The organism is Luteimonas sp. S4-F44 (assembly GCF_022637415.1).
Classification (GTDB): Bacteria; Pseudomonadota; Gammaproteobacteria; order Xanthomonadales; family Xanthomonadaceae; genus Luteimonas.
Genome location: NZ_CP093340.1, coordinates 504,664 through 529,338 on the forward strand (window position 1 = coordinate 504,664; position 24,675 = coordinate 529,338).

23 protein-coding genes are annotated in these 24,675 nt (G+C 70.2%); 17 read left to right on the top strand and 6 right to left on the bottom strand.

Features of this window, described 5'->3' with window-relative positions; genetic code table 11:
- The 12 genes from mrdA to rarD all read left to right on the top strand — a co-directional run bounded on the left by mrdA (window position 1) and on the right by rarD (window position 14,105).
- On the top strand, window positions 1-2,007 hold the full coding sequence (gene mrdA / locus MNO14_RS02285; protein WP_343226407.1) for a penicillin-binding protein 2: 2,007 nt from the start codon (window positions 1-3) through the stop codon (window positions 2,005-2,007).
- Window positions 2,004-3,113, top strand: coding sequence for a rod shape-determining protein RodA (rodA, locus tag MNO14_RS02290; RefSeq protein WP_241945195.1), 1,110 nt, complete (start codon window positions 2,004-2,006; stop codon window positions 3,111-3,113). The genes mrdA and rodA overlap by 4 nt, the downstream gene beginning before the upstream one ends.
- Window positions 3,114-3,179: 66 nt before the next feature.
- A complete protein-coding gene (mltB, locus tag MNO14_RS02295) occupies window positions 3,180-4,310 on the top strand; it encodes a lytic murein transglycosylase B (RefSeq protein ID WP_241945196.1) in 1,131 nt (376 codons plus the stop codon).
- A 32-nt stretch (window positions 4,311-4,342) separates the two neighbouring features.
- A complete protein-coding gene (locus tag MNO14_RS02300; RefSeq protein ID WP_241946234.1) occupies window positions 4,343-5,623 on the top strand; it encodes a septal ring lytic transglycosylase RlpA family protein in 1,281 nt (426 codons plus the stop codon).
- An 85-nt stretch (window positions 5,624-5,708) separates the two neighbouring features.
- Window positions 5,709-6,929, top strand: coding sequence for a D-alanyl-D-alanine carboxypeptidase family protein (locus tag MNO14_RS02305; protein WP_241946235.1), 1,221 nt, complete (start codon window positions 5,709-5,711; stop codon window positions 6,927-6,929).
- Window positions 6,930-7,049: 120 nt separating this feature from the next.
- Window positions 7,050-7,328, top strand: a complete 279-nt coding sequence (locus MNO14_RS02310; protein WP_241945197.1) for a DUF493 family protein — start codon at window positions 7,050-7,052, stop codon at window positions 7,326-7,328.
- A 34-nt stretch (window positions 7,329-7,362) separates the two neighbouring features.
- On the top strand, window positions 7,363-7,830 hold the full coding sequence (locus tag MNO14_RS02315; RefSeq protein ID WP_241945198.1) for a BLUF domain-containing protein: 468 nt from the start codon (window positions 7,363-7,365) through the stop codon (window positions 7,828-7,830).
- Window positions 7,827-8,510 carry a lipoyl(octanoyl) transferase LipB gene (lipB, locus tag MNO14_RS02320; RefSeq protein WP_241945199.1) on the top strand — a complete coding sequence of 228 codons (684 nt, stop codon included), beginning with the start codon at window positions 7,827-7,829 and terminating at the stop codon, window positions 8,508-8,510. The genes MNO14_RS02315 and lipB overlap by 4 nt, the downstream gene beginning before the upstream one ends.
- Window positions 8,511-8,591: 81 nt before the next feature.
- Entirely contained in the window at window positions 8,592-9,596 is a 1,005-nt protein-coding gene (gene lipA / locus MNO14_RS02325) for a lipoyl synthase (RefSeq protein WP_241945200.1), read from the top strand.
- A 200-nt stretch (window positions 9,597-9,796) separates the two neighbouring features.
- Entirely contained in the window at window positions 9,797-11,986 is a 2,190-nt protein-coding gene (locus tag MNO14_RS02330; RefSeq protein WP_241945201.1) for a carboxy terminal-processing peptidase, read from the top strand.
- Between the two features lie 287 nt (window positions 11,987-12,273).
- Window positions 12,274-13,197 carry a drug/metabolite exporter YedA gene (yedA, locus tag MNO14_RS02335; protein ID WP_241945202.1) on the top strand — a complete coding sequence of 308 codons (924 nt, stop codon included), beginning with the start codon at window positions 12,274-12,276 and terminating at the stop codon, window positions 13,195-13,197.
- A complete protein-coding gene (gene rarD, locus MNO14_RS02340; protein WP_241945203.1) occupies window positions 13,194-14,105 on the top strand; it encodes an EamA family transporter RarD in 912 nt (303 codons plus the stop codon). Before yedA ends, rarD begins: the two co-directional genes overlap by 4 nt.
- A 9-nt stretch (window positions 14,106-14,114) precedes the next feature.
- Here the strand turns inward: rarD and MNO14_RS02345 are convergent, their stop codons facing one another.
- Window positions 14,115-15,203, bottom strand: a complete 1,089-nt coding sequence (locus MNO14_RS02345; protein ID WP_241945204.1) for an alpha/beta fold hydrolase — start codon at window positions 15,201-15,203, stop codon at window positions 14,115-14,117.
- Between the two features lie 149 nt (window positions 15,204-15,352).
- Here MNO14_RS02345 and MNO14_RS02350 point away from each other — a divergent pair, with 149 nt between their 5' ends.
- Complete coding sequence (locus MNO14_RS02350) at window positions 15,353-15,736, top strand: NTP transferase domain-containing protein (protein ID WP_241945205.1); 384 nt, start codon at window positions 15,353-15,355, stop codon at window positions 15,734-15,736.
- 25 nt (window positions 15,737-15,761) lie between these two features.
- Here MNO14_RS02350 and MNO14_RS02355 read toward each other — a convergent pair whose 3' ends face one another.
- The 5 genes from MNO14_RS02355 to MNO14_RS02375 form a co-directional block, all read right to left on the bottom strand.
- The gene (locus MNO14_RS02355) at window positions 15,762-16,067 is read right to left on the bottom strand and encodes a hypothetical protein (RefSeq protein WP_241945206.1); all 306 of its coding nucleotides are present in this window, start codon (window positions 16,065-16,067) and stop codon (window positions 15,762-15,764) included.
- Entirely contained in the window at window positions 16,064-17,392 is a 1,329-nt protein-coding gene (locus tag MNO14_RS02360) for an ABC transporter permease (RefSeq protein WP_241945207.1), read from the bottom strand. Before MNO14_RS02360 ends, MNO14_RS02355 begins: the two co-directional genes overlap by 4 nt.
- Before the next feature lie 10 nt (window positions 17,393-17,402).
- Complete coding sequence (locus tag MNO14_RS02365; protein ID WP_241945208.1) at window positions 17,403-18,569, bottom strand: ABC transporter permease; 1,167 nt, start codon at window positions 18,567-18,569, stop codon at window positions 17,403-17,405.
- 207 nt (window positions 18,570-18,776) lie between these two features.
- Entirely contained in the window at window positions 18,777-19,472 is a 696-nt protein-coding gene (locus MNO14_RS02370) for an ABC transporter ATP-binding protein (protein ID WP_241945209.1), read from the bottom strand.
- Between the two features lie 89 nt (window positions 19,473-19,561).
- Complete coding sequence (locus tag MNO14_RS02375; protein WP_241945210.1) at window positions 19,562-20,791, bottom strand: efflux RND transporter periplasmic adaptor subunit; 1,230 nt, start codon at window positions 20,789-20,791, stop codon at window positions 19,562-19,564.
- A gap of 233 nt (window positions 20,792-21,024) precedes the next feature.
- Here MNO14_RS02375 and MNO14_RS02380 point away from each other — a divergent pair, with 233 nt between their 5' ends.
- The 4 genes from MNO14_RS02380 (at window position 21,025) to MNO14_RS02395 (ending at window position 24,631) form a co-directional block, all read left to right on the top strand.
- On the top strand, window positions 21,025-21,948 hold the full coding sequence (locus tag MNO14_RS02380) for an ABC transporter ATP-binding protein (protein WP_241946236.1): 924 nt from the start codon (window positions 21,025-21,027) through the stop codon (window positions 21,946-21,948).
- The gene (locus tag MNO14_RS02385; RefSeq protein WP_241945211.1) at window positions 21,945-22,727 is read left to right on the top strand and encodes an ABC transporter permease; all 783 of its coding nucleotides are present in this window, start codon (window positions 21,945-21,947) and stop codon (window positions 22,725-22,727) included. The genes MNO14_RS02380 and MNO14_RS02385 overlap by 4 nt, the downstream gene beginning before the upstream one ends.
- Before the next feature lie 131 nt (window positions 22,728-22,858).
- Window positions 22,859-23,992, top strand: coding sequence for a sensor histidine kinase (locus tag MNO14_RS02390; protein ID WP_241946237.1), 1,134 nt, complete (start codon window positions 22,859-22,861; stop codon window positions 23,990-23,992).
- A gap of 18 nt (window positions 23,993-24,010) precedes the next feature.
- The gene (locus MNO14_RS02395; protein ID WP_241946238.1) at window positions 24,011-24,631 is read left to right on the top strand and encodes a response regulator transcription factor; all 621 of its coding nucleotides are present in this window, start codon (window positions 24,011-24,013) and stop codon (window positions 24,629-24,631) included.
- The last annotated feature ends 44 nt before the right edge of the window (window positions 24,632-24,675 follow it).

Genomic DNA, 24,675 nt, shown 5'->3' on the forward strand with positions numbered 1-24,675 from the left:
ATGGCCGCGCGTCGTCACTCGAATGTCCGCAACAATGCCGCAGAGGCCGCGGCGTTCGCGCGTCGCGCGTTGCTGGGCTTCGTGCTGGTTGTGGCCGCTCTCGCGGTGCTGGCCGGCTGGTACTTCAAGCTGCAGGTCATCGACCATGAGGTCTATGCCAAACGCTCGGAGGCCAATCGCATCAAGCCGCGTCCGGTGGTGCCCGGTCGCGGGCTGATCTACGACCGCCAAGGCCGCATCCTGGCCAGCAACGAGCAGGCCTATCGGCTTGATGTCACCCCCGAGGAGGCCGGCGACCCCCGGCACCTGGTCGCTGAGCTGTCGCGCATCATCGCCCTGTCGCCCGACGACATCGCGCGCTTCGAGCGCGAGCGCAAGGCGCAGCGCGGGTTCCGGCCGGTGACGCTGAAGCTGCGCATCAGCGAGGACGAAATGGCGCGCTTCGCGATCGACCGCTGGCGCTTCCCGGGCGTGGAGGTCGTGCCCTATCTCAACCGCCACTACCCCTACGGCGATCTGTTCGCGCACGTCGTCGGCTATGTCGGCCGCACCGACGACAGCGACATCGAGCGCTATGGCCAGGCGCATCTGCTGTTCCCGCAGACCGGGCGGACCGGGCTGGAGCGTTACTACGACGAGCAGTTGCGCGGCAAGATCGGCTACGAACAGGTCGAGACCAACGTCGAGGGCCGCGCGCTGCGGCGGCTGGGCCTGGTGCCGGCGACCGCGGGCACCGATCTGCGGCTGAGCATCGATGCCGAACTGCAGCGCGCGATGGTGCTTGCGTTTGGCGGCCTGCACGGCTCGGCGGTCGCGGTCGAGCCCAAGACCGGCCTGATCCTGGGCATGGTCAGCCTGCCGAGCTTCGATCCCAACCTGTTCGTCAACGGCATTTCGCATACCGATTACCGCCGGCTGATGGATGACCCGGCGCGGCCGCTGTTCAACCGCAACGTGCTCGGCGGCGGGCCGCCGGGCTCGACGATCAAGCCCCTGGTCGCGCTCGCCGGCCTCGACAGCGGCCTGCGCACGCCCGAATACCGGGTGTTCTCCACCGGCGAGTTCTTCATCCCCGGCCAGCGGCGCGGCTACCGCGACGCCGGACGTGGCGGCGGCTGGACCGATCTGCGCGACTCGATCTCCCGTTCGGTCAACTACTACTACTACCAGCTCGCCTACGAGATGGGCATCGAGCGCTTCGACCAGTACATGACCCGGTACGGCTTCGGCCGGCCCACCGGCATCGACCTGCTGGGCGAGAACGCCGGCGTGGTGCCGTCGCCGCGCTACAAGGCCCAGCGCAGCAAGGAGCCCTGGTACGCGGGCGAAACGGTCATCGCCGGCATCGGCCAGGGCTACTGGATCGCGACCGCGCTGCAATTGGCGCGTGGCACCGCGGCGATCGCCAATGGCGGTGTGCTCAACCCGCTGCACCTTGCCGCCGAGCGCCGCGACGGCTTCGATGCGCCGTGGCGGCCGATCGCGCGCCCGCCGGGCGAGCGCATCACCGAACGCCCCGACCACCTGCGCGCCGTGCAGGAAGGGATGGCGAACACGATCCACGGTCGCGGGTCGGCGACCGCGATGGCGCGCGGCGCGCAGTACCGCATGGCCGGCAAAACCGGCACCGCGCAGCGCGTGAGCCGCCGCGGTAATGCCAGCCTCGATCCGCGCGCGCTGCCGTACCACTTGCGCCACCAGGCCTTGTTCGTCGGCTATGCGCCGGCCGAAAACCCCACGATTGCGGTCGCGGTGACGGTTGAGCACGGCGGTTACGGCGGCACGGCGGCCGCGCCGATCGCGCGCCGGATCTTCGATGCCTGGCTGCTGGGCACGATGCCGGAGGTCGAGGTGGACCCGGTGACCGGTGCGCCGGCCGCGGTCGTCGCCGCCGCGCCCGGGGCCGCGCCGACACGCGAGGTTTCCTTCGAGGGCGTCGTCGATGGCGTGCGCACGGTGCCGCCGGGTGCAATCGCCGTGCCCGTGCCGGCGGAGGCACCGCGATGAAGGTGATCCTGCGCTGGTTGCTGGACCTGTGGCTGCGCTTCAGCCGGACGCTCGACTGGCCATTGCTGGCGGCGCTGGCGGCGCTGATGGGTATCGGCCTGGCGGTGTTGCACAGCGCCAGCGGCAAGAACATGGCGATGGTCGGGTCGCAGGCCGGGCGCTATGCCGTGGGTCTGGGGGCGATGTGGCTGCTGTCGCGGATTCCGGCCGTGCAGTTGCGGCGCTTCACGCCGCTGGCCTATGCCGCCTCGTTGCTGCCGCTGATCGCGGTGCTGTTCGTGGGCACTGGCCGCAGCGGCCAGCACTGGCTCAACCTGGGTGTGTTCTATGTGCAGCCGGCGGAGTTGATGAAGCTGTCGCTGCCGATGATGGCGGCCTGGTGGCTGGGCCAGCAGCCGACGCCACCGCGGCTGGGCGCGATCGCCGTCGCGGCCGCGATCATCGCGCTGCCCACCGGCCTGGTGCTGCTGCAGCCCGACTTGGGCACCGCAGTGCTGGTCGCCTCGGGCGGCGCGTTCGCGCTGTACCTTGCGGGCCTGTCGTGGTGGTGGTTCGTCGGTGGCGCCACAGTCGCCGCCGTGGGCGCCCCCGCGGCCTGGTTCTGGTACCTGCAGCCTTATCAGAAGGACCGCATCCTGACCTTCCTCGACCCCGAGTCCGACCCCCTGGGCACGGGCTGGAACATCATCCAGTCGCGGATCGCCATCGGCTCGGGCGGCCTGACCGGGCAGGGCTGGGGCGACGGCTCGCAGTCCCATCTCAACTACGTGCCCGAGCACACCACCGACTTCGTGTTCGCGGTGCTCAGCGAAGAATTCGGCTGGCTGGGGGTCGTGGTCGTGCTGGCGCTCTACCTGTTCGTGATCGCGCGCTGCCTGTGGATCGCCAGCCAGGCGCGCGACGGCTTCTCGCGGCTGCTGGTCGGCAGCCTGGGCCTGGCGATGTCGGTGTACGTGGTCGTCAACGGCGGCATGATCTCGGGCCTGCTGCCGGTGGTCGGGGTGCCGATGCCGCTGCTGAGCTTCGGTGGGACCGCCGCGGTGTCGCTGCTCGCAGGCTTCGGCGTGGTGATGGCGGTGCAGACGAGCGGCCGGCGGCGTCGCTGACCGCGTCACAACGATGACGGCGACGCAGTGTTGGCGTTACGGGCACGCGTGCTACCCTCGCCGCCGATGAGCCGACGTCCTTTCTTCCGACTCTCTTTGGCCGCGCTGCCATTCGCACTGGCGGCATGCGCGACGCCTGCCAATCATGCCGATGCCCAGGCCGACGACTATCGCGCGGTCACGCCGCTGGCCGAGCCCGGACGCCCGCAAGGCGCGCTGCTGCCCTCGGTGCCGCAGCCGCCGGAACGACCGGCCGCGCCGCCATCGGTGACCGATCCGGCGATTCCTCGCGCACAGCGCGTGGAGAATTTCGTCCAGTACACGGCGACGACCTACGGGGTCGACCCGACGCGCATCCGCACCACGCTGGCGCAGGCCCAGGTCCAGCAGAAGATCCTCGATGCGATCAGCCGACCCGCCGAAGCCGTACGGCCCTGGCGCGATTACCGGCCGATCTTCATCAACCCGGCGCGCATCGATGGCGGCGTGGCCTTCTACCGCGAGAACCGCGAAGCGCTCGAGCGCGTGGCCGCCGACAGCGGCGTGCCGGCCGAGTACATCGTCGCGATCATCGGTGTGGAAACCAGCTACGGCCGGGTGACCGGCAGTTGGAAAGTGCTCGACGCGCTCTACACCCTGGCGTTCGATTACCCGCCGCGCGCGCCGTTCTTCGCTGGCGAGCTGGCGCAGCTGTTCGCGTTACAGAAGGCCGAGCCGCAGCTTGAGATCGGCGAGCTCAAGGGCAGCTATGCCGGTGCGATGGGCATGGGCCAGTTCATGCCGTCGAGCTATCGGCTGTGGGCCAAGGACGGCGATGGCGACGGCCGTCGCGACCTGCTGACCCACAAGCCTGACGTGTTCGCCTCGATCGCCAACTACTTCGTCGTCCACGGCTGGCAGCGCGGCGGGCCGGTGGTCGCGCGCGCCCAGCGCGCCGACGGCGCCGCCGACTTCAAGCCCGAGAACTGGGAGCCGGTGTATCCGCTGGCCGATCTCGCCGCGCGCGGCTATACGCCGCGCCCCGGCGAACCCACCGCCGAGGGCGGCACACTGCTGACGCTGGAAGGTGAGGCGGGCACCGAGTACTGGCTGGCCTACCGCAACTTCTACGTGATCACCCGCTACAACCGCTCGCCGATGTACTCGCTGTCGGTGCACCAGCTGGCGCAGGCGATCCGGGCGGGGGTCGGCCCGTGATTCGCTGGCTGCTGCCGGCGGCCGCCCTGCTGATGCTCGCCGGCTGTGCGGGCGCGCCCAAGAAACCGGCCGCCGCGTCCGGCGGCGAGCGGGTCGGCACGCCGGCAGGCACCGCATCGTCCGCGCATGGCGCACGTCGGGCCTCGCCGTATGCGCCGGCGAAGGAGGACCCCCGGACCCGTGGGCACTACACTGCAGGCGGCCTCTACCGGCCCGGCGTCCCCGACAGCCTGCCCGACTACCTGCCCAACGTCGATGCGATTCCCGAGCCGGAGGTCGTCGACCTGCCGCGTTCGGAGATCGGCAACCGCAGCCCCTACCAGGTGCTCGGCAAGACCTATCGCGTGCTCGACGACCACAGCGAATTCGTCGAGACCGGCACCGCCTCGTACTACGGTGCCAAGTTCCATGGCCGACTGACCTCCAATCGCGAGGTCTACGACATGTACGCGTTCACCGCGGCGCACAAGTCGCTGCCGCTGCCCAGCTTCGCGCGCGTGACCAACCTCGACACCGGGCAGTCGGTGGTGGTGCGGGTCAACGACCGCGGCCCGTTCCACGACGGTCGCGTGGTCGACCTGAGCTATGCCGCCGCGGTCAAGATCGGCATCCATCCGGCCGGCACCGGCCGGGTCGAAGTCCGCGCGCTGAGCCCGGGCGAGAACGCCCGGCACGACTACCGCGCCGTCGCGCAGGCGTCGCCGACCGCGGCACCGGCCTCCGCACCCGCTGCCACGGTCGCCGCGGCGGCAACCCGTCCGGCGCCGTCGCAGGCGACGAGCACGATCGATGCCATCGTCGAGGCCCTGCCGATCGCCAGCGCACGCGCCGGCGAGCGCCCCGCGCCGCTGCCGCAGCCCAGCGCGGCGGACGGGCGGTTCAACATGTACCAGAACGGCAAGGTCATGACTGCCGACGATTTCGATGCCTGGCTCGCCGCGCGCGGGCTCAAGCTCGAGAACGGGCGTCAGGTGCCGATCAATGGGGCGGTTGCGGCCGCGACTGTTCCTGCTGCGGCGCCGATCCCGGCCGCCGCCGCGCCGGTGCCCATGCCCACGCGTCCGGCGGTTGCGCCGGTGTCCGGTGGGGTTACGCTGCAGGTCGCGGCGTTCGGTGCCCGGGCCAATGCCGAACGGGCGCTCGCCACGCTGCGCGGCGCCGGCATCGGCGCAGCCCAGCTCGAAGACGGCACCGCCGCCGGCAAGCCGGTCTGGCGCCTGCGCGTGGGCCCGGTTGAGGCTGCGCGTGTCGCCGAGATGACCTCGCGTGTCGCCAGGCTCGGCTTCGGTGCGCCGACCGTCGTGCGCGACTGAGTTTTCTTCCATTTTCCCCGCCTGCCCTCGCGGCGAGCATTCCGGAGTTCCGTAGCAGATGAAAGTGCCTGTCGTCGTTTCGCGCATGCTGCTGGCCGCCATGGCCACCGCGGTGGTCGGCCTTGCGGTCGCCCGGGACCCCGCGCCGCGGCCGACACCAGCGCCGGCGCCTGCGCCGGCCGCCGGCGCCCAAGGGGGCGCTGCACTCAGCGATGCGCTGCCCACGCCCCCACCGCCGGAGGTGACCGGCACGGCCTGGGTGCTGATGGACTATGCGACCGGTCAGGTGCTGGCCGGCGAGAATGTCGACCAGCGCGTGGAGCCGGCCAGCATCACCAAGGTGATGACCAGCTACGTGATTGCCGCCGAGATGGCCGCCGGCAAGGTCAAGCCGGACGACCAGGTGCTGATGAGCGAGAACGCCTGGCGCAAGGGCGGCGCAGGCACCGATGGAAGCTACAGTGGTTTCCCGGTGAACCAGCGCGCGCCGCTGCTGGATATGGAGATCGGCATGGTCGTGCAGTCGGGCAACGATGCCGCGATCGCGCTGGCCGAGCACGTGGCCGGCACTGAGGAAGCGTTCGCGCAGCTGATGAACGCCTACGCCGAACGCATCGGCATGAAGAACACCCACTTCACCAATGCCACCGGCCTGTCCGGCCCCGAGCATTACTCGACCGCACACGACCTGGCGATCCTGGGCCGCGCGATGGTGCGCGACTATCCCGAGGAGTACGCGCACAACAAGATCAAGGAGTTCACCGTCGGGCCGATCACCCAGCACAACCGCAACCGGCTGCTGTGGCGTGATGACAGCGTGGACGGCATCAAGACCGGTCACCACTCCGGCGCCGGCTACTGCCTGATGGCTTCGGCGCTGCGCGGCGACCAGCGGCTGATCTCGGTCGTCATGGGCTCGAGCAGCGAGGCCCAGCGTGCCACCGATTCGCTGGCGTTGCTCAACTGGGGGTTCCGCTTCTTCGAAACCCACGCGGTTTACGACGCCGACAAGGCGGTTTCGACGCAGAAGGTCTGGAAGGGCAAGACCGACGAGGTGCAGTTGGGCGTGGCTGAGCCGATGCTGGTCAGCATGCCGCGCGGCAAGTACGCACAGCTCAAGCCGTCGATGGACATCCCCGAGACCCTGGTCGCGCCGATCGAGAAAGGCCAGCAGATCGGCACCGTGCGCGTCGTCCTCGACGGCAAGGTCATTGCGCAGCGACCACTGGTCGCGCTCGAGGCGGTCGAGGAGGCCGGCTTCTTCAAGCGGCTGTGGCACGAATTCTTGATGTGGTGGAACTCCTGAGTCCACTTGATCGCTAAAGAGGCCGGCGAATGCCGGCCTTTTTTGCTTCGAAACCGGATAAAACCGGGGCTCGCGCCGCGATCACTTGGGTTCGGCGGCAGCAGCCCCGATAATCCGTCGATGGACATCAAATCAGACAATCCCGAGCACGGCTTCCAGTTCCCGGGCGTGTTCGAGCTCACCGCGATGGGCGCCGCCGATGCCGGTCTGGAGACCGAACTGCCCCGGCTGCTCGGCGATGCAGGCGTCGCCGTGTTGCACGAGACGGTGAACACCCGCGCGTCGAGCGGCGGGCGCTACGTGTCCGTGCGCCTGAGCATCCGCGCCGATACGCGTGCGCAATACGACGCGGCGCACGAGGCGCTGCGCGCGCATCCCGAGGTCAAGTGGACGCTGTGACCCGCCCGCAATCCAGCTGCAGGGCGTCCAGCGCGTGAATCGGCAGTTGCTCTATCGCAGCGGGCAGCTGTACGAGTTCACTGCGTTCGACATGCGCGCGCTGTTGCAGCATGCCCGCCAGGCCAATGCACCACGCGGCGTCGGCGGGCTGCTGGCGCTGCGCGACGGGCTGTTCATGCAGTTGCTGGAGGGTCCGGCCCCCGTGGTTGATGCGTTGTTCGCGCGCATCGCTGCCGACCCCCGGCATTGCGAGGTCCGCCTGCTGGTGCGCGCCGAGCGCGCCGCCCCGCTGCTGCCGGACTGGCCGATGGCCTGGGCCGAGGCGCCGCCGGAGGACGGCGAGGCGCCGGCGTTCGCCGGGCTCCAGACCGACCACCGCGCGCTGGCCCAACTCGAGCGGGCCGGCCGCGACCCGGTCGCCCGAACCCTGTGCGCGTTCCTGGACGGGGCGTCCGTGCCGCAGGGCGGCCTGGTGCCGGCGTTCGCGGGAGGGCGGGGATGACCGACGCGTCCTTGCCGCTGCTACCCGCGTCCGTGCGCCGGCTCGGGCGCCAGGCCTATATCCCGGTCTGGCACGCGATGCAGCGCTTCACCGATGCCCGCGACGCGAGCACCGACGACGAACTGTGGGTCGTCGAGCACGACCCGGTGTTCACCCTCGGCCAGGCCGGCAAGCCCGAGCACGTGCTGGCGCCGGGCGATATCCCGGTCGTGCAGGTCGATCGCGGGGGGCAGGTGACTTATCACGGCCCCGGCCAACTGGTGGTCTATCCGCTGCTGGACCTGCCCCGGCTGAAGGTTGGCGTGCGCGAATACGTCTGCCGGATCGAGCAGGCGGTCATCGACACGCTGGCTGAATGGAACATCGAAGCGGTGCGCCGCGAGGGCGCCCCCGGCGTCTATGTCGCCGGCGCCAAGATCGCCGCGCTCGGCATCCGTGTGCGGCGGGGCCGCACTTTTCACGGCCTCGCATTCAACGTCGCGATGGACCTCGAGCCGTTCCAGCGGATCAATCCTTGCGGCTACCAGGGCCTTCAGGTGGTCTCGCTGGCCGACCTGGGCGGCAGCGCATCGACGGAGACGGTCGCGCCGGTACTGCTGGCGCACCTGGCGCAGCAGTTCGGTCTGGCCTTGTCGGACGCGCCGGCTCCGGCGCTTGCCGAGGCGGCGGCGCCTCGCTGACACGCAGCGTCTCCCGCCTGCCGCAGACACTGCGGGGGCGGGGGCCTACAATGGCCGTCCGATCCGCGCAATGCCTTCGCCATGACCCAGACCGCCGACAAATCGATTCCGCTGCAGGTGGTGTCCGCGCCGCCAGCATCGCTGGAGACCGGCGTCAAGCAGGTCGCCGGCGACAAGATCGCCCGTTCGCCAGTGCAATTTGCGCAGGCGCCGGTGCTGCGCAAGCCCTCGTGGATCCGCGTGCGCATCCCGTCCAACGGCGCGGTCGCCGCGCTCAAGTCGAAACTACGCGAGAACCGGCTGGTCACGGTCTGCGAAGAAGCCAGCTGCCCGAATATCCATGAGTGCTTCGGCCACGGCACCGCGACGTTCATGATTCTGGGCGAGGTCTGCACCCGCCGCTGTTCCTTCTGCGACGTCGCCCACGGCCGGCCCAAGCCGCCGGATGCTTCGGAGCCGCGGAACCTAGCGAACACAATCGCCGACATGGGCCTGAAATACGTGGTGATCACCTCCGTCGACCGCGACGACCTGCGCGACGGCGGGGCCCAGCATTTCGTCGACTGCATCCGCGAAGTCCGCGCGCAGTCGCCGCACATCCGCATCGAGATCCTCACGCCCGACTTCCGCGGCAAGGGCCGCATGGAGCGCGCGCTGGAGATCCTGCGGACCGACCCGCCGGACGTGTTCAACCACAACGTCGAGACCGTGCCGGACCTGTATCGCAACGTCCGGCCCGGCGCCGACTACCAGTGGTCGCTGACCTTGCTGCAGAAGTTCAAGGCCCAGCACCCGGAGGTGTCGACCAAGTCGGGCATCATGCTCGGCCTGGGCGAGACCATGGAGCAGGTCCAGGGCACGCTGCGCGACCTGCGCGCGCACGACGTGGACATGGTCACCATCGGCCAGTATCTGCAGCCTTCCGCGCATCACCATCCGGTGCTGCGTTACTGGACGCCCGACGAGTTCAAGGCGCTCGAGGACTACGGCATGGCGCTGGGCTTCAGCCACGTTGCCTCCGGTCCGCTGGTGCGCTCGTCCTACCACGCCGATCGCCAGGCGATGGAAGCCGGCGTCGCCGCCTGAGCCATGTTCGGCCCGTGGGGCCGAGCCTGACGAACGCGTGAACGCCGGGCCACGGCGGGGCGCAGCGTGTCCGCAACACAACGGATCGTGCGTCCGGCTTGCATCGGACATGCAACTTTCGGCACTGTCATCACGTCTATTCACGCGACAGGCTCGACGACCTGTCCATGATTTCCCGAACCCGCAGCGCAGGACACCGAATGAAAGCTTCCCGTGTCGTTTCCGGCTCACTGATCGCCCTGGCGCTGGCGGTGCCGTTGGCGCTGATGGCCAGGCCCGACGCCATCGCCGAGGTCCCGGTGACGCCGAACGTGGACCAGGTCGCGGCCTCCAAGCTCGTCTACGGGTTGCTGTCCGACAGCCGCTACGCCTACCGGCCGCGTCCGCTCGATGCCGGCATGTCGAGCGAGATCTTCGACCGCTACTTCGAGAACCTGGACCCGGGCAAGGTGTTCTTCACCCAGCAGGACATCACGCGCTTCGAGGCGCTGCGGCCGAAGATGGGCGCGGCGGTGCGCGACGGCGACATCGCCCCGGCGCTGGAGATCTTCACGCTGTTCAAGACCCGGGTCGCCGAGCGCACCGCGCAGGCGCGCAACCTGCTGTCGCAGGACATCTTCGACTTCAGCGGCCACGACCGCTGGGAATACGACCGCAAGGACGCCGCGTGGGCGGCCGACGGCGCCGAGCTCGACGCGCTGTGGCGGCAGTCGGTGCGCAACGACTGGCTGCGCCTGAAGCTGGCCGGCAAGCAGCCCGATGAGATCCGCAAGACGCTCGATCGGCGCTACCTCAACCAAGGGAACACGGTCGCAGCGTACAACGACGAGGACGCCTTCAGCAGCTTCCTCAATGCCTACACCGGCGTCATCGACCCGCACACCGACTATTTCAATCCGCGCGCCGCGCGCCTGTTCAACCAGAGCATGTCGCTGTCGCTCGAGGGCATCGGTGCGCAGCTGCAGAAGCAGGACGATGTGGTGGTGATCCGCGAGGTCATTGCCGGCGGCCCCGCGGCGCTGAGCAACCGCTTCAAGCCCGGCGATCGCATCGTCGGCGTCGGTCAGGGCACCAACGGGCCGATGGAGGATGTGATCGGTTGGCGCATCGACGACGTCGTCGAGAAGATCAAGGGCCCCAAGGACACGCAGGTGCGCCTGGATGTGATCCCCGCCGAGGCCACGCTCGACAGTGAGCCGGTGCGCATCACCCTCACCCGGGCTCGCGTGCGCCTGGAGGAACAGGCCGCGAAGGCCGAGACGCTGACGTTGCCGGCAACCGAAGGCGGTGTCGACAAGCGCATCGGCGTGATCAAGCTGCCGGCGTTCTATCAGGACTTTGAAGGCCGCCGCAGCCGCAACGGCGAGTACGCCTCGGCGACGCGCGACGTGGCGCGGCTGCTCGAGCAGTTCAAGCAGGACAAGGTCGACGGCGTAGTGCTGGATCTGCGCAACAACGGCGGTGGATCGTTGAACGAAGCGGTCGAATTGACCGGCCTGTTCATCGACCAGGGTCCGGTGGTGCAGGTGCGCGAATCGGGCGGCCGCGTCGGCGTGCAGGCTGATCGTGAGCCAGGCGTCGCCTGGGACGGTCCGCTGGCCGTGCTGATCAACCGCGGTTCGGCCTCGGCCTCGGAAATCGTTGCCGGCGCCATCCAGGACTACGGGCGTGGCCTGATCATCGGCGAGACCACTTTCGGCAAGGGCACGGTGCAGAACCTGGTCGATCTCGACCGGTGGCCGGCCAACGAGAACAAGCGCTACGGTCAAGTCAAGCTGACGATCGCGCAGTTCTTCCTGCCCGGCGGCAGCAGCACGCAGAACAAGGGCGTCGAGCCGGACATCCACTTCCCGGTGACGGTGGATGCCACCGAGTTCGGCGAGAGCACCTACGACAACGCCCTGCCGTGGTCGCGCATCGCCGCTGTGCCGCACACCCAGTACGGCAACTTCGGCGAATTGCTGCCGCAGCTCGAACAGCTCCACGACACCCGCGTCGCCACCGACAAGGAATTCCAGTGGTGGGCTGAGGACATCGCCGAGTTCCGTGCCGAGCGCGAAAAGAAGTGGGTGTCGCTCAACGAGGCCGAGCGGCGTGCCGAGCGCGACCGCCAGACCGCCAAGCGCGCGCAGCGCCAGGAAGAGCGCAAGGCGCTGGGCCTGGAGCTCGACCCGCTTGCCGAGGACTCGGACGACGATGGCCTGCAGGCGAGCGAGCGTGCGATCGCGCAGCAGACACGCCTGGAAAAGGCGGCCGAAGAGCGGCCCGATCCGTTGCTGCGCGAAGCCTCGGCGATCCTGGCCGACGCCGTGCGCCTGCTCAACAACGACCGCAAGCTCTCGGCCTCGGTGCTGCCTGAGTCGACCGGCCCCGGCCGCTGGGCACGCTGAGTTCCGGTTACAGTCGTGCCAGGAAAGCCGCCGCGCCTTGTCGCGGCGGCTTTCGTTTTGGCGCTTGTGAGGAGGGGCGCTCGCCCGCGCGACACGGCACCGCGATCAGGCGGATACCTGACGCTGCCGTTGCCGCGTGGGGGCGTTCAGGGCGCGGGCGCCACCGGCGCGCGCAGGGCGTGGATGGCACGCCGTGCAACACCGCCATTCCAGCCATGCAACGTGCGCCCGGCGTAGAATCTGCGGCCCGCTGATGCGGGTCTGCCCCCCTTCTCGGAACTGCCCCCATGAGCAACGCGTCCGGTGCGCGTCCGGCGTCGATATTGGCCATCGGCCTGGCGTTGACGGCTGTCTATGTGGTCTGGGGCTCGACCTATCTGGCAATCCGTTTCGCGCTTGAGGGCGGCTATCCGCCGCTGCTGATGGCCGGCTCGCGCTTCATCGCCGCCGGCGCGCTGATGTACGCGGTGTTGCGCCTGCGCGGCGTGCCGGCGCCCACGCGCGCCCAGTGGCCGAACGTGATCGCGATGGGCGTACTGCTGTTGGGTCTGGGCAACGGCATGGTCTGCATTGCCGAGCAGAGCGTGTCGTCGGGCATGGCTGCGGTTGCGGTGGCGTCGGTCCCGATCTGGGTGGCGCTGTTTTCGGTCATGCGCGGCGAGCGGCCCGGCCCGATCGAATGGGCGGGCCTGGCGATCGGCTTCGTCGGCGTGCTGTGGCTCAACGCCGGTAGTTCGTTGACCTCGACGCCCGCCGGCCTGGTCGCGCTGCTGATCGCGCCGCTGGCCTGGGCCTTCGGGTCTGTCTGGAGCCGCGGCCGCGACCTGCCGTCGCCGTTCATGGCCGCCGCCGCGCAGATGCTCGCCGGTGGCGTGCTGATCCTCGCCGCCGGGCTGCTGCTGGGGGAGCGGCTGGACGTGCCGCCCACGCCCAAGGGGCATCTCGCGCTCGCCTACCTGGCGTCGTTCGGCTCGATTGTCGGTTTCACCGCCTACGTGTGGTTGCTGCACAACGTGCGCCCGACGCTGGCCAGCAGCTACGCCTACGTCAATCCGGCGATCGCCGTGGTGCTGGGTGCCTGGCTGGCCGCCGAGCGGTTTACCGCGCACGACCTGGGCGCGATGGCAGTGATCCTGGCGGCGGTCGTGGCGATCACGCTGGGCCGTGCGCGCAAGGCGCCTGCACCGGTCGCCGCAGGAGACGAGGCATGAACGACGCCGTGCAGGCCCGTCGCGGCACCTGGATCGCCGCCGCGGCCTTCGTGATGTGGGGACTGATGCCGATGTACTGGCATCTGCTGCGCGAGGTGCCGTCGTTGCAGATCGTGCTGCACCGGGCGATCTGGTGCGCGATCCTCGTGGCCGCGTGGCTGACGCTGCGCCATGGACGCGGTTGGCTGCGCGAGACCATCGCCCAGCCGCGCTTGGCCGGCATGCTGGCGATGTCGGGTGTGTTGATCGCCGGCAACTGGAGCCTGTACGTGTGGGCGGTCAACAGCGGCCACGTGGTCGAGGCGAGCCTGGGCTACTTCATCAACCCGTTGCTCAACGTGGTCATCGGCGTGCTGTTCTTGCGCGAGCGGTTGTCGCCGCCGCAGTGGATCGCCGTGGTGCTGGCGGCTTGCGGTGTGCTGTGGCTGACCTTCAACTACGGCAGCTTCCCGTGGATCGCGCTGTGTCTGGCGGGCTCGTTCGCGCTGTACGGCCTGATCCGCAAGTTCGCGGCGGTCGAGGCGGTCAAGGGCCTGGGGGTGGAGAACCTGTTCGTGTTCGGGCCGGCGCTGGTCGCGCTGGCCTGGCTGGAACTGCGCGGCGGTGGCGGTTTCTTCTCGCTGCGCTGGGGCGGGGTCACCGACGTGCTGCTGGTGATGGGTGGCGCGCTGACCGCGATTCCACTGATCTGCTTCGCCTATGCGGTGCGGCGCGTACCGCTGACGGTGGTCGGGCTGATGCAGTACATCGGCCCGACGCTGCAACTGCTGCTGGGCGTGTTCTTCTTCGGCGAACCGTTCGGCACCGATCGCGCCGCCGGGTTCGCCTTCATCTGGGCCGGACTTGCGGTCTTCGCGGTCGACGGCTACCTGCAGGCACGTCGGCGCATCGTCGCGCAACAGGCCTGAGCACGGGCATCAAACCCTGGCCCGCGCGGTGCGCGCGTTGGCGGGGCGCGCGTTGGCAGGGCACGCCGGCGCATCGAACCAGTCGACGACCGTCGGCAACAGCAGGTCGAGCCGCATCGGCAGGCTGAGGTGGTCCTCGCCGGCCAGTTCCAGATAGCGCGCCCGCGGCGCGGCGGCCGCCAGCGCGCGGCCCTGCGCGACCGGCACGTGCTGATCGGCGCGACCGTGAACCAGCAGCACGCAGCCCGGCACGCGGGCGAGCGCCGCGCCGACGTCGACCTCGTCCAGCGGCAGGTCCAACCTGGCGCCGGCCTGCGCGATCGCCGTGTCCAACGTCGCCGCATCGATCCGCCAGCGCAGCCAGTGTCGTGTGAGCCGCGTCTGCCAGTCCCCGGTGTCGTCGGCGAGCATGTGCGGCACCATCGCGCGGATCGCGCCGCCGGCGTTGTCGAACGACGCCAAGGCCACGACGCGATGTGCCGCCAGGCTTGGATCGGCCGCGGCGAACAGCGCCGTCGCTGCGCCATAGGACACGCCGAACAGCGACAGCGGTCCGACCACCTCGCCGCTCGCGCGCAAGGCGGCGACCGCATCGACGACATCGGCCGCCTCGCGCGTGCCGTAGCCCGACGGCGCGGCGCCGGAGCGACCGTGGTTGCGCAGGTCCAGCGTGATCGTGCGGTAGCCGGCCTGCGCCAGCGCCAGCGACCAGGGCAGCAGCGAGCCACCGTCCATCATCCAGCCATGCAGCAGCACCACCGTGCCGCGCGTGGCGGCGCCGGTCGCGACCGGCGGTTGGAAGTCCAGGTGCACATCCAGGGGCGCGCCTTCGCCCGGCGGGCGTGTCCAGGCGTAGTCCATCCGGTAGTCGCCCGGATCGAGCGCGCGCCAGAACAGCGCCACGCCCGAGGTGGTGGTCACGTAGCCGCTGCGGTGCGGAAGTCGTGCGTAAGCGGCCTCCAGGCGCGCCTGCGGCAGCAGCGGCGAGGCGCCGTCGGGGGTGACCAGATGGGCGGCGAGCGATGCCGCCAGACCCGGCCACGACGAGAACCCGGCGACCAGCAAGCAGGCGAGCAGCAGGGTAGCGAGGCGGAGCATCGGACGGCCGGATCGACAACGGCCGCGCAGACTAGCGAACCGGTCGCCGGCACCGCTATCGCAATCCGATGACAACGGCATGACAGACGGTGCGCGTTCAGCGCATCGATCCGGGGGCCCCGAGGCGTGAGCTCTGACACAGTGACGCGATGTCCAGTGCCGAAGCGAATGCAGTCGTGGGCCCTGCCGCAGTTCAGCGCAGTACGGCCGGCCAGGCTGTCGTCGTGCTCGCCGCCGGTGGCAGCACGCGGCTGGGTTTTCCCAAGCAACTGCTGCGTCGTGCAGGCGAGCCGCTGGTCTCCCGTGCGGTCCGGCTCGCGGCGGACACCGCGCCCGATCGGCTGGTGGTGCTGCTGGGCGGGTATCGCGATGCGGTCGCCGCCGCCCTGACGTCCGCACCCGGCGAGCGCTCGCGGCGCTGCCGCAAGCCGCGTTGTTACGACTGGAGGCAGCCGACGTTGCAGCGCGATCTCGACACGCCCGACGATGTCCGGCAGGCGCAGGCCGACGGCCTGCTGGACCACGACCGCTGAGTGCGCCCCGTCGCGCGATGTCGTGTTAGCGCGTCGCCACCAGCCAGGCGACGACGGCGCTGCCGACGATCGCCATCGCGATCGCGGCCTGACGCCAGCGCGCCGCGCGTCGGCGGTAGCGCGCGACGCGCTCGGTGTTGAGCGCATTCGCGCGCTCGATCCACGGCGCGGTCTCGCGTTCGGCGCGGGCGTAGATGGCCTCGGCGCGGTCGGGGGCAGCCTCGGCCTGCAGCGCGGCGTCCTCGTAGCATTCGAACGCGCGGGCCTGCAGCGCCTGGATCTCGCGCTGCAGGTCGGCGTTCGACAGCGTGGCCGGGTCGCCGCCGCTCATCCGGCGCGCAGCGCGGTGGTCACCGGCAGTTGCGCCGCACGCACCGCCGGGAACAAGCCGCCGACAAAGCCGATCGCCAGCGCCCATTTCAGCCCGCCCCACAACAGCGTGGGCGTGACCCGGAACTCGAACGTCGTCTGGCCGACGCCGCCGGCAAGCGTCGATGCGCCGTAGCCATCGAACAACAGCCAGGCGATCGCGCCGCCGAGCAGTCCGCCCAGCAGCGCCAGCAGCATCGTTTCGAGCATGACCGCGACCACGACCGGCAGGCCGCGGAAGCCGATCGCGCGCAGGGTCGCGATCTCGCGCGCCCGCGCCGCGACCGTGGCGAACATCGTGTTGAGCGCGCCGAACACCGCGCCGACCGCCATGATCGAGCCCACCACGATGCCGATGACGCGCAGCACTTTGGACATGCCCTCCGACTGCTTGGCGAAGTAGTCCAGCGTGGTGCTGACCTCGACCTGGGTGCGCGGATCGGCGTCGAGGCCGGCCTTGAAGGCGGCGAAGGCGCCCGGATCGGTCAGTCGCGCGGTGATCGACGCACGCGTCGAACCGCGGCGGTAGGTGGTGGCGACGACCTCGGCATCGGCCCAGATCTCCGAGTCGGTGGCATCGCCCGCCTCAAACGCACCGACCACCTGCCAGGTGTCGCTGCCCAGTCGGACCGGCTGCCCCGGATCGAGCCCGGCGAACTGCTTGCGTGCGCCTTTGCCGACCACCAGTTCGCGCTTGCCGGTCTCGAACATCCGACCCTCGACGATCCGCAGTTTCGGCCGTACCTGGAAGGCCATGTCGCCGACGCCGCGGACCTGCACGCTGCCGTCCTCGCCGGGTGCGCCGCCGCGCAGCGGCAGCGTTGCGGCGACGACGAGCTCGGGCGAGGCCAGCGGACGACCGTCGGCGCTGCGGGCGATCTGCGGCGCCTGCACGACCGTGCTGATCGTCGCGCGGTCGAGGGTGGACATCACCTCGGCGACCGAGCCGCCGCGCAGCACGATCGCACTCGTGGCGTCGCCGGTGCCGCCGACGGTCTGCCGGTAGCCCTCGGCCATCGACAGCAGCGCGACCAGGACGGCGACCACGCCGGCGATCCCGATCACCACGACCGATGAAGCGCCCAGCCGCTGGCCGAGCGTGCTGATGCCGACCTGGCTGACCGACGCCGCCTGGCGCCCGCCGTGGCTGAGCATCATCCACAGCGCAACCGCAAGTGCGGCAGCCAGCAGCACGTACCACGGTGCCAGGATCCAGACGACGAGCGCGACGAGAAGGGCCGCGACCAGGCCGGCGTTCTGCAACAGGGTTTTGAGCAACGGATGCATAGCGGTCTCCTCAGCGGCCCGCGAGGGCATCGACGATGTTCAGGCGCATCGCGCGCAGCGCCGGCAACGCACCGACGACCAGGCCGATCGCGGCCATCAGGCCCAGCCCCAGCAGCCAGCTGCGCCATTCGATCCCCGGCAGGCGGATCATGTCGCCGGCCACGAGGTTGAGCACCGCACTGGCCGCCGCCGCCAGGCCCAGGCCGAGCACGCCGCCGAAGACCACCAGCACCATCGATTCGGCCAGCACCAGCATCAGCACGCTGGGGCTGGAAAAGCCGATGGTCTTGAGCACCGCCAGTTCCGAGGTGCGTTCGCGCACCGCCTGCGCCATCGTGTTGCCGGTCAGCAACAACAGGGTGAAGAACACCGCCCCCATGATCGCGCTGACGATCATGCCGATGTCGGCCATCTGCTTGAGCTGGAAGGCGATCGCCGCGCCTTCGGTCATCGTGCGGGTCTCGTGGGGCGAGTTGGCCGACAGCGCATCGATTGCCTTGGCCGCGCGATCGGCGCGGCGCACGTCCGACACCCGGCTGACGTACCAGCCCACCTCGTTGTCCACGTACGGCGTGGACTCGGCGTAGTAGTCGTAGTGCATCAGCAGCATCTGGTCGTTGAAGCCGCCCTGCTTGCCAGCACGGTTGCGCAGCACGCCGACGATGTCGAACGACCAGTTCATCGAGCCATCGCTGTTGGGGAAGATCGACGACTGCAGTGGGATGCGGTCGCCGACTTCCCAGTCGAAGCGTTGCATCAGCTTCTCGCCGACCAGGATGCCGGTGCGCGTGCTCGCGAACGCATCGCGTTCGGCCTGCGAGACCTCGATCTCAGGGTACAGGTCGAGGTAGTTGGGCGCGACCGCGAAGCTGAAAATCTGGTTGCGCGGCCCCTGGTAGGTGCCGCCGAACCAGCTGGCGTAGGTGACCGCCTCGATGTTGTCGACCAGTTCGATGCGTTTGCCCAGTGCCTTGGGCAGCGTCTCGATGAACGACAGCCGCGACGTTGTCTGCAGCCGCTGCGCGCCGTCGGCGTTCTTGCCGAGCTGCGCGAACGCCACCCGGATGCCGTCGAGCAGGCCGAACAGCAGGAAGGCGGCGACGATCGACGCCACGGTGAGTGCGGTGCGGGTCTTGCGGCGCATCAGCGCGGCCCAGACCAGATGCAGGTATTTCATGGGATGTCCTGCCGGTGGAGTTCAGGAATTCGGTGTCGCAGCGAGTCGGCGCTTCCCCTTCCCCCGCATGCGGGGGAAGGCCGGGATGGGGGCGAGGCATCGGATTGCGGAGAAGTGCGTCCCGCACGATGCGTGCGCGTGTTCTTCGTCGAACTGATCGTTTGCCCCCACCCAACCCTCCCCCGCACGCGGGGGAGGGCTTTCAGATCAAGCCGCTGCGGCTTGATCGCCGACCAGCGTGCCCTTGTCCAGATGCAGCGTGTGGCTGGCGTACTCGGCGGCCTTCGGGTCGTGGGTGACCATGACGATGGTCTTGCCGTGTTCGCGGTTGAGTGTCTGCAGCAGGCCCAGGATGTCCTCGGCCGATTGCCGGTCGAGATCGCCGGTGGGCTCGTCGCAGATCAGCAGCGTCGGGTCGGAGACGATCGCGCGCGCGATCGCCACGCGCTGCTGCTGACCGCCCGACAGCTCGTTGGGCTTGTGCGAGGTGCGGTCCGACAGCCCGACCAGGGTCAACGCGATCTGCGCGTTGCGCTTGCGCTGCGCGCCCGAGAGCTTGGTCAGCAGCAGCGGCAGCTCGACGTTCTTCTGCGCGGTCAGCGCCGGCATCAGGTTGTAGAACTGGAACACGTAGCCGACGTTGCGGCTGCGCCAGCTCGACAGTTGTCCGCCGCCCATGCGGTCGATGCGTTCGCCGTTGACGGCGATCTCGCCGCCAGTGGGCGTGTCGAGCCCGCCGATCAGATTCAGCAGCGTGGTCTTGCCCGAGCCCGAAGGCCCCATCAGCGCGAAGAAATCGCCTTCGGCGATATCGAGATCGACCCCGTGCAGCACCTCGACCCGCTCGGGGCCGCGCTGGTAGGACTTGGTCAGATTGCGGATCGACACCAGTGCCATCGTCATTCCCCCTTTCGTGATCTGGAATTGCGGTGCTGCGCCAAGCATGCAGCATGTTGTCGCCGGTCGCGCCATGCGCGCATGGCGGCGGATGATCAGTCCTTGACCCGGACGCGGCTGCCGTCGGCGAGTGCGTCGGGGGCATTGACCACCAGCACCTCGCCGGGCGTCACCCCCGAAGCGATCTCGACATTGCCGCCGATGCGCTGGCCCGTCTCGACGGTACGCTGGCGCACGACGTCGCCGTCGACCACGAACACCACCTGGGCGCCATCGCGCTCGGCCAGCACGGTCGCCGGCACCCGCGACAGCCGCGGCGCATCGGCGCTCTCGGCCGGGCGTGCCTGTTCGAGGAAGCTCACCGTCGCGCCCATGTCCGGCACGATGCGCGCGTCTTTCGCGTCGAGTGCGATGCGCACCTTCACCGTCGCCTTGCCGCGGTCGGCGGTCGGCACGATCGCGATCACGCTGCCGGGGATCTTCCAGTCGGGATAGGCGTTGAGCGTGGTCTCGACCGGCATGCCCGGCGACACCCGGCCGATGTACGACTCGCCGACATCGACCTCGACTTCGAGCGAGTCCATGTCGACGATGGTGCCGATGCCGGTGCGGGTGAAGCCACCGCCGGCCGACAGCGGCGAGACGATTTCGCCCGGCTGCGCGGCCTTGGCGATGACCACGCCGGCAAATGGCGCGCGGACCAGGGTGTCATCGACGCCGATCGTGGAGATCCGCAACTGCTCGTCGGCGACGCTGGCGTTGCGGCGCGCAGTGGCCAGCTGCGCACGCAGGGCGTCACGCTGGGCGACGGCCTGCTCGTACTGCGCCTTGGACACCAACTGCTGACCGACCAGGGCCTGCAGGCGATCGGCGTTGGCGGCGGCCTCGGTCAGCTGCGCCTGCACGCCGGCGACCTGGCTGCGCGCGGCCTCGAGCTGGGCGGCCGACAGATCGCGCCGGGCATCGGCGTCGATCGGATCGAGGGTGGCGAGGATCTCGTCGGCCTGCACGTGCTGGCCTTCCTCGATCCGCACCTCGCGCACGCGGCCGGTGATCTTGGCCGATACGGTCGCCATGCGCCGGGCGACGACGTAGCCGCTGGCGTCGAGGACCGAGCCGCCGGCGCTGCCCGGCACGCTGGGCGCGGCCACTACCGTGGTCTCGACCTCGATCGCGCGCGGCGCCAGCAGCCAGGCCGCGAGCAGCACGACGATCGCGACCACGGCCGCGATGCCCAGCCCGATCCACAAGCGGCGACGCGACGGCGGCGGCGGGGCGCTGCGGTCGATGCGGAGTTCCTTGAGCAGGTCTGCGTTCGTGTTCATCGAAGCCTGGACGGGAGAACTGCGGCCAGTGTGACCGCGGGGGACGACGGTTTCCAATCGGCCGCTGGCCGTGGCCGACGGGCGAGTACGCCGCATCGGCACAGTCTGCCGCCGCGCAGGTGCCGGCGGCACGTGACAGCTGTCAGGCGATCGTACTGACGTTTGCGTCTGATGCCACGCGGCCCCAGCCCCAAGACTGGTGGCGCCGGTCCGAAGGAGACGAGACGATGTCCATGCCTGCGATCGCCCACGCCCCCACCACCGCCACGGTCGAACCGCTCGCGCGTTTGCGCGGTGTCGTACGCACCCGCGGGCGCGTCCGTGTGCTCGACGGCGTGGACCTGGCGGTGCCACCCGGCCAGGTCACCGCGCTGCTCGGCGTCAACGGTGCGGGCAAGTCCACGACCCTCGACGTTCTGCTCGGCCTGCAACCGGCCGACCGGGGCGAGACCCGGTTGTTCGGCCGCCCGCCCGCCGACCCGGTCGCCCGACGACGGATCGGCGTGATGCTGCAGCAGGCGCAGTTGCCGGAGCGGCTGCAGGTGGGCGAACTGCTCGCGTTGGTGCGCAGCTGGTATCCGGCGCCGCACAGCATGGCGGACTGCGTCGCCCTGGCCGGGCTTGAGGGGCTGCTGTCGCGGCGCTATGGCCGGCTCTCGGGCGGGCAGCAGCGCCGTGTGCAGTTCGCGCTCGCGCTGTGCGGCCGTCCGCAATTGCTGTTCCTCGACGAGCCGACGACCGGCCTGGACCACGACGCCCGGCGACAGGTCTGGCAGGCGGTCCGCGCCCTGGTGACCAGCGGGGCGGGCGTACTGCTGACCACGCACGACCTGGCCGAAGCCGAGGCGTTGGCCGATCGCGTCGTGGTACTGGCGGCCGGGCGTGTCTGTGTCGCCGGCAGCGTCGATGCGGTGCGGGCGCGGGTCGCGCAACGGCGCGTGGCCTGCGACAGCGCGCTGCCGGAAGGCGCCATCGCGACCTGGCCGGGTGTCGCGTCGGTGACCCGGACGGGTGATCGCCTGACGATCGTGGCCGATGACGCCGACGCGCTGGTGCGCAGGCTGTTGCAGGCCGGCGGGCTCGAGGTGCGCCGCGCGGACCTGGCCGAGGCGCTGACAGCCGTGCCTGGGCAGGCCCGGACGGGAGCACAGGCATGAGCGTGCAGGCACGGGGCAGTGCGTCGGCCGGGCGGGCGTCGGTCGTGCGCGCAGTGGCGCAGACGGTGCGCTGCGAACTGCTGCGTCTACTGCGCGAGCCGATGTACGTGCTGCCGACGTTGCTGTTTCCTGCCGCGTTCTACGCGATGTTCGGACTCGTGCTCAGCGGCAACCGGGGCAGTGCCGAGGCCGCCCGCTATCTACTGGCGACGTACGGGGTGTTCGGCGCGATGGGGGCGGGTCTGTTCGGGTGTTCGGTGACGCTGGCGATCGACCGCGAGCGCGGGTTCTTCGCGTTGCAGCGTGCGCTGCCAGCCCCCGGCGGCGCCTGGCTGGTGGCGCGTGCCGCGATCGCGCTGCTGTTCTCGTTGGTCATCGTGCTGGAACTGGCGGCGCTGGCGACGGCGTTCGGCGGTGTATCGCTGCCGCCCGTGCAATGGGCGCAACTGTGGGCCGTCACCGTGCTCGGCGCGTTGCCGTTCTGCGCGATCGGCCTGCTGCTGGGCAGCGTCGCCAGCGCCAATGCCGCGCCGGCCTGGGCGAACGTGCTGTTCCTGCCGATGGCCTTCCTGTCAGGTCTGTGGCTGCCGCTGTCGATGCTGCCCGACGCGCTCGCGCAACTGGCGCCGCTGTGGCCGGCCTATCACCACGGCCAGCTCGCGCTCGCGGTGCTGGGCGCCGATGCAGGCGACGGCGCCGGGCGGCACGTCGCGGTGCTGGCGACGACGACGGTGGTCTGTGTGGGGCTCGCGCTGCGCCGGCTGGTGCGGGTGGGCTGAGAGGCATGGACGCAGATCGCCTGCCGTCCGCCGGGCCGGTTACGCTGGCGGCCGTGAGCGCCCAGACGCCAGAACAGGTCCCGCTTCATCCCATCGCGGGGCTGCGCCCGGCGCCCGATTCGGTGCTGGGAATGGCCCTGCGCCAGGGCCGGCCGGCCTGGAGCGAGGGCATCCACGCGCTGTGGTCGATCTGGGTGTTCGTGGTGCCGATGTTCTCGCCGCGCGGCTACGACCTGCGCTGGCTGGTGCTGACGCTGCTGTCGTATCCCGTGTTCCTGGCGTTGTTCGTCGGCGCCCTGGTGCTGCCGCCGCGCCGCGCGCCGTGGTGCGCGGCAGCGATGATCGCGATGTGCTTAGGCATGCTGCCCTGGTATGTGTCGGGCTTGAGTTACTTCGTGTTCGGCTGCGTGTTCCTCGGCACACTGTCGCGCGGGTCGGTGTGGCGCTATGCGCTGACGCTGGTGGCGCTCAATGCGGTGTTGCTGGTGTGGGCGCACGGGCTCGGCTATCCATTCACGGCGCTGGCCTGGATGCCGCTCACCACCGGGGTGATCGGCATGCTGGTGCATGTCGACCGCCTGCGGCACGCGCAGGATGCGGCGCTGCGGCTGTCGCACGACGAGGTCCGGCGTCTGGCCGCGGTTGCCGAGCGCGAGCGCATCGGACGCGATCTGCACGACCTGCTCGGGCACACGCTGTCGATGGTCGCGCTGAAGGCCGATCTCGCGTCGCGATTGGTCGATCGCGATCCCGATGGCGCGCGCCGCGAGATCGGCGAGGTCGGCGGCATCGCACGCGATGCGCTCGCGCAGGTGCGCCAGGCGGTCAGCGGCATCCGCGCCGCCGGGCTCGCCGCCGAACTCGCATCGTCGCGTTTGCTGCTTGAGACCGATGGGATCGCGTTCGACTACGTGCTCGACGACCACGTCGCGGCCGCAGGCCTGCGGCCCGAGGTGGAAACGGCCTTGGCGATGACGCTGCGCGAGGCGGTGACCAATCTGCAGCGCCACGCCGGCGCGCGCACCGCGCAGGCGACATTCTCGCGTGAAGGCGATGCAATCCGCCTGCAGGTGGTCGACGATGGCCGCGGCGGTGCGATCGTGCCGGGCAATGGCCTGTCGGGCATGCGCGAGCGCATCGAGGCGCTGGGCGGCCGCCTGCGCGTGGAAGGCGGCCCTCACGGCACCCGCGTCGATGCGCGCATTCCGTTGCAGCCGGCCTCCGCGCCTTCACCCGGCGCACGCCTGCGCGCCGGGGCCTGCTAACGTCGCGCCATGCCGCGCATGCCCACTGCCGACGCGCCGTTGCGCATCCTCATCGCCGAGGACCAGGCGATGCTGCGCGGCGCGCTGGCCGCACTGCTCGATCTGGAGCCGGACCTGGCCGTTGTCGGTGCGGTGGGCGACGGCGAATCGGCCTGGCGCGCGCTGCAGCATCTCGCCCCGGACGTGCTGGTCGCCGACATCGAGATGCCGGGCCTCACCGGACTGGAGCTGGCGCAGCGCATCCAGCGTCATGGCTTGCCGGTGCGCGTGGTCATCGTCACGACGTTCGCGCGGTCCGGCTACCTGCGTCGCGCGCTCGACGCAGGCGTCGGCGGCTATCTGCTCAAGGATGCGCCGCCCGAGCAACTCGCGCAGGCGCTGCGCCGGGTCCACGGCGGCGGACGCGCGATCGATCCGCAACTCGCGCTCGAGGCCTGGAGCGAACCCGATCCGCTGAGCGAGCGTGAACGTCAGGCCCTGCGGCTTGCCGGTGAAGGCCTGGATGCGACCCAGATCGCGGCGCGGCTGCAGCTTTCGCATGGCACCGTGCGCAACTACCTGTCGGAGGCGATCGGCAAGCTCGGCGCCGGCAACCGCATCGAAGCCTATCGGCTCGCCCGCCAGAAGGGCTGGCTGTAGCGACGGCCGCACACGGCTGTGCGCGGCGGCGGCGGGCTGCTAGC